Origin of the sequence: Kribbella sp. (genome assembly GCF_035687465.1) — a bacterium.
In the GTDB taxonomy this organism is placed as follows: Bacteria; Actinomycetota; Actinomycetes; order Propionibacteriales; family Kribbellaceae; genus Kribbella.
This window is the reverse complement of sequence record NZ_DASRXP010000246.1, coordinates 1-5,019: the sequence shown is the minus strand read 5'-3', so window position 1 is coordinate 5,019 and position 5,019 is coordinate 1. Positions and strand designations below refer to the sequence as shown.

Annotated in this window: 5 protein-coding genes; 2 read left to right on the top strand and 3 right to left on the bottom strand. The window is 70.2% G+C overall.

Annotation, left to right across the window (positions count from 1 at the left end; all coding sequences use genetic code 11):
- Window positions 1–643, bottom strand: a 643-nt coding sequence (locus VFG33_RS12495) for an aconitase family protein (RefSeq protein ID WP_325025754.1), incomplete at its 3' end; no start/stop codon positions are given.
- Entirely contained in the window at window positions 640–1,725 is a 1,086-nt protein-coding gene (locus tag VFG33_RS12490) for an isocitrate/isopropylmalate dehydrogenase family protein (protein ID WP_325025752.1), read from the bottom strand. The genes VFG33_RS12490 and VFG33_RS12495, both read right to left, overlap by 4 nt.
- Window positions 1,726–1,945: 220 nt before the next feature.
- Between VFG33_RS12490 and VFG33_RS12485 the strand changes: the two genes are divergently transcribed.
- Window positions 1,946–2,728, top strand: a complete 783-nt coding sequence (locus VFG33_RS12485) for a GntR family transcriptional regulator (protein WP_325025750.1) — start codon at window positions 1,946–1,948, stop codon at window positions 2,726–2,728.
- Window positions 2,718–3,719, top strand: a complete 1,002-nt coding sequence (locus tag VFG33_RS12480) for a GDSL-type esterase/lipase family protein (protein WP_325025748.1) — start codon at window positions 2,718–2,720, stop codon at window positions 3,717–3,719. Before VFG33_RS12485 ends, VFG33_RS12480 begins: the two co-directional genes overlap by 11 nt.
- Here the strand turns inward: VFG33_RS12480 and glyS are convergent.
- Window positions 3,703–5,019, bottom strand: a 1,317-nt coding sequence (glyS, locus tag VFG33_RS12475; protein WP_325025746.1) for a glycine--tRNA ligase subunit beta, incomplete at its 5' end; no start/stop codon positions are given. The two genes, VFG33_RS12480 and glyS, sit on opposite strands and share 17 nt — an antisense overlap.

The following is a 5,019-nucleotide window of genomic DNA, read 5'->3' as shown; positions in this document are numbered from 1 at the left end:
GCACCATCATGGACACCGACTGCCCCAGCATCGCGGCCTCGGCCTCGATCCCGCCGATCCCCCAGCCGAGCACTCCGAGCCCGTTGACCATCGTCGTGTGCGAGTCCGTCCCGAGACACAGATCCGGGAACACCTGCCCGTCGCGTACCTCGACCACCCGGGCCAGGTACTCGAGATTCACCTGATGCATGATCCCGGCCCCCGGCGGCACCACTCGCAGCTGCCGGAAAGCCTGCTGCCCCCACCGCAGGAACCGGTACCGCTCACCGTTGCGCCGGTACTCCAGCTCGACGTTGCGCTGCAACGCATCCGGCCGGCCGAACACGTCGGCGATCACCGAGTGGTCCACCACCAGCTCGGCGGCGACCAGCGGATCCACGCGTGCCGGATCCCCGCCGCGCGCCACCATCGCGTCGCGCATCGCCGCGAGGTCCGCGAGCACAGGCACTCCGTTGGTGTCGTGCAGGAACACCCGGGACGGGAACACCTCGATCTCGCCGGTCGCCCCGGGCACCCAGTTCCGCAGTACCTCGCTGGATGTCTGGTGCCGAAGTGCGTTCTCCAGCAGGATCCGCAACGTGCGGGGAAGCTGCTCAGGCGCGATCCCCCGCAGCGGCAGGAAGGACAGCTCGCGGAGATTCATGCCGTACCGACCGCGGCAGCCACCGCGGCGCCGAACTGTGTCGTACCAGCCGTGCCGCCGAGGTCAGCCGTCAGGATCCCCGACCGGACCGTTGCTTCCAGCCCCTTCTCGATCAGTACTGCGGCCCGCCCGGCGGCCGGGTCGTCGTACCGGCGGGCGAGCCAGTCCAGCAGCATCGCGCCGGAGCCGATCATCGCGGTCGGGTTCGCCAGGTCCCGGCCCGCGATGTCCGGAGCCGAACCGTGCGCGGCCTGGGCCATCGCCCGGTCGGCCGACGCGTTCACCGACGGCGCGATCCCGAGCGATCCGGCCAGCTCGCCGGCCAGGTCGGACAGGATGTCGCCGAACATGTTCTCCGTCACCACCACGTCGAACACCTCGGCCCGGCGGACCAGGTGCACGGTCATCGCATCGATGTGGAAGTCGTCGAGCTGGACGTCCGGATACTCCGACCCGATGTCGCGGCAGATCTCCAGGAAGAAGCCGGTGGTGGTGCGCAGCACGTTCGCCTTGTGTACCACCGTGACGTGCCGGCGTCGGCGCCGGGCCAGCTCGAACGCCTCCCGCGCGATCCGCTCGATCGCGGGCCGGGTGAAGATGCCCATCGCGATCGCGACGTCCGGCGTCGGCATGAACTCGCCGGTGCCGCGGTACGTACTGCGGTCCGCGTAGAAGCCCTCGGTGTTCTCCCGGACCACGACCAGGTCCATCCGCCGGGTGCCGACCTCGTCGAAGGACCTGGCCGGGCGGATGTTCGCGTACAGGTCGAAGTGCTTGCGGATCGTGCCACTCGGGTTCAGCTGGGACCGGTGCGGCTCCGGGTATGCCGCGCTGTCGTGCGGGCCGAGCAACCAGCCGTCGAGTTCGCCGAGGGTCTTCAGCGTGCTCGGCGGCAGGGCGGTTCCGTGGGTCTCGATCGCAGCGGCTCCGAGCGGCAGCTCCACCCAGTCGGCGGGCTTCGCCCCGGCCGCGGCGAGCGCGGCGTCCATCACCTGCACGGCCGCCGGCACGATCTCCGGGCCGATGCCGTCGCCGGGCAGGATGCCGAGCCGGTAGGGCTCCGGGTGGGCCGTCGTCTGCACGCTGGGTCCTTTCCTCACTGCTGTGGCCTCCACTGTGCGTCGTTATAATCTGTGGCGTCAAGATGATGGCCATGGTGATCTCAGCCCTTGAAATAGAGGAGATCAAGCCTTGCGTGAGTTATAACGAGGATCTGCGGCCCGCTGGGTCCGGCGTGTGGGCGGCGGTTGGTGGCGAGCAGGGCGCGGTAGGTTATAACCCCGTCGATGCCGAGGAGGACCGATGGGCGACCCGAACGGGAGCCGCCCGACCAAGGCGGAACTCGCGTACGCGCTCGTCCGCGAGCAGGTGCTGAGCGGCGATCTCGAACCCGGGGCCGTGATCCAGCAGGGCGCCCTCGCCCGCGAGCTGGGCATCAGTACTACGCCCTTGCGGGAGGCGTTGCGGCGGCTGATGAGCGACGGACTGGTCGAGCTGGACGCCCATCGGGACGCCCGGGTCAGTGCGCTGAACGCGGAGGAAGCTCGCGACCTGGTTGAACTGCGCCGCTCGCTCGACCCGCTGGCGGCGGGACTCGCGGCCGAGCGCCGGACCCGGAGCGACCTCGACCTGATCCGCGAGACTGCGGCCGAGCTGGAACCGCTGCGGACCGATCCGACCGCGGACGACCTCGCCTCGCACCGGCGGTTCCACTCGGCGATCTACTCCGCCTCGCAGAACGACCTGCTGATCCAGACGCTCGACGGGCTCTGGGACAAGGCGGACCGCTACCGCCGGCTCGCGCTGAAGGGAGGCCGCAGCGAGGAGGACCTCGACCGCACGCACGCCGAACATCTCGCCCTGGTCGACGCGATCGCGTCGGGCGACGCCGAGACAGCCGCCGCGGTGATGCGCGACCACGTCGACGCCAGCCTCGGCGCCCGGGCCGCTACCCGCCTCCGCAGGCCCTCCGCTGTTCCGCTCGACATCACCATGGCCAGGTCCACCGCCCGTCTTCCGGCGCCTCGAGCTACCTCCGCCCGCGGACCCGAAGTACCGACCAGTGGGAGGCGTGATGGGAACTGACGCGCTGTGGACCGGGTACCGGCATCGCGAGGTGGATGCCGGTGGGTGGATGACGTTCTGGCGGCTCGACCCGCGCGGGCAGTTGTTCGAGCTGACCGACTGGACCGGCTCGCCGGATCGCCCGGGCCATCGCCTGTGGTCCCGCGCCGCCACCCCGGCCGGAGTACGAGCCGCCTGGCGTACTACGGCCTCCGCCGTCAGCCTGGAGATCCGCGCCGAGCTGGACATCTACCCGATGATCGCGCCGGTGGACTTCCTCGTGGACGGTGAGCTCCACCAGCGCTGTGAGGTCGAGCCCGGGGAGCAGCGGATCACCGTGCAGCTGCCGGCGGAACCCGGGCGACTGGAGATCTGGCTTCCGCAGGCGGGCGTGATCGGCGTACGGGAGGTGTCGTTCGAAGGTGAAGCGGAACCGGAACCGCCGACCGGGCCGCGGTGGATCACCTACGGCAGCTCGCTCACCCAGTGCACCGGGGCGGAAGGTCCTTCGGAGACCTGGCCGGCGCTGGTCGCGCGCCAGCATGGGTGGGACCTGGTCGCGCTCGGGTTCTCCGGTGAGTGCCACCTTGACCCGGTCGTCGCGCGGACCATCCGGGACACGCCCGCGCGGCTGATCTCGCTCTGCCTCGGGACCAACATCTACGCCGGCGAGACCTTCAGCGGGCGGACGCTCCCCGGACAGGTCGACGCGTTTCTGTCGACCGTCCGGGAAGGACATCCGCACACGCCGCTGGTGGTGATCACGCCGCTGCCCGCGCCCAACCTCGAGGGCAAGCCGAACGCGCTCGGCCTCACCCTCGACGACGTCCGCGCCTGCGTGGAGCTCGGTGCGCGGGCTGTCGGCGATCCTGACCTGCAGTTGATCGACGGAAGAACCGTGCTCAGCGTCGAAGAGGCACAGGCCCTGTACGCCGACGACCTGCACCCCGGGCCGGACGGCTACCGCCTGATCGCCGAACGCCTCGCCCCACTCCTCACGCTGCCGTTGTGAGGCTGGTGCCGAGGGCCTGCCAGTCGAGCACCGGAGCGGCCAGGTCGCGGATGGTCGCGAGCAGCCCGAGACGGGCCGCGCGCACCTCCGGGTCCTCGGCCATCACCAGGATCTCCTCGAAGAAGTTGGTGATCGGCTCGACCAGGACCGACACCGCCGGCACGAACTCGGCGAGAGAGGTCGGCACCTGCCCGACCTTCTGCACTGCCTCGTGCAGAACCACCTCGGCCGGTTCGGTCAGCTTGGTCGAGTCGTACTGCGGAGCCACGTCGGCCGGGACGATCCGCCGTACCCGCTGAAGTACTGCCACCAGCTCCGCGAAACCGTCGGTCGCGACCTGACGCTGAAGCTCGGCCAGCGTCTCGTCGGCCACCACCGGAGCCGTTGCCAACGGCAACACCGCGGCGACCTGGAGGTGATCGGCACCCCGGTCCAGCAACTGCTGCTCGTAGCGACGGACGGTGAAGTCGGCCACGTCGGCCAGCGCTTCCTCCGACACCTCGATGCCCTGGGCACCGATCTGCTCGGCGGCAGCGGCGAGCCCGACCGGCAAGGTGATCGCGCGAAGCTCCGGGTGATCCCGGAGAATCGCGACCACACCCGCGGCCGCACGGCGCAACGCGAACGGGTCGGAGCTACCGGTCGGCTTGGCGCCGATGGCGAACAACCCGGCCAGCAGGTCGAAGCGGTCCGCGAGGGCCAGGATCGCGCCCGGGGTCGTCGACGGCGTCGGGTCACCGGCCGAGCGCGGCAGCTCCATGTCGTAGAGCGCCTGCGCGACCGCCTCGGTCTCACCGCTGCGGCGGGCGTACTCGCGGGCCATCGTGCCGGCCAGGCTGGTCAGCTCGACCACCATCTGCGAACCGAGGTCGAACTTCGCCAGCTCACCGGCCCGGCGCAAGGTGGTCAGGTCCTCACCCTCGAGCCCGACCTTGCCGGCCAGCGTCTCGGCGATCTGCCCGATCCGACCCGCCCGCACCGCCATCGACCCGAGGCGCTCCTCGAAGGCGAGCTTGTCCAGCACGGACTTCATTTCTGCTGGGCTCTTCTGCAGATCGGCGCGCCAGAAGAAGCTGGCGTCCTCGTAGCGAGCACGCAGGACGCCCTCGTTGCCACTGCGGACCGTCGCCTCCTCCACCGAACCGTTGGCGACGGCAACGAAGTGCGCGAGTAGCTTGCCGTCAGCATCACGCACGGGCAGGTAGCGCTGGTGCTTGCGCATCACCGTGGTCAGGATCTCGGCGGGCAGCTCGAGGTAATCGGCGGAGAAGCTGCCCAGGATCGCGGTTGGTTCCTCGAC

What these genes read in the sequence shown, in the direction of transcription:
- VFG33_RS12485 (WP_325025750.1), top strand. Translation starts at nt 1,946, where the DNA reads ATGGGCGACCCGAACGGGAGCCGCCCGACCAAGGCGGAACTCGCGTAC.
- VFG33_RS12480 (WP_325025748.1), top strand. Translation starts at nt 2,718, where the DNA reads ATGGGAACTGACGCGCTGTGGACCGGGTACCGGCATCGCGAGGTGGAT.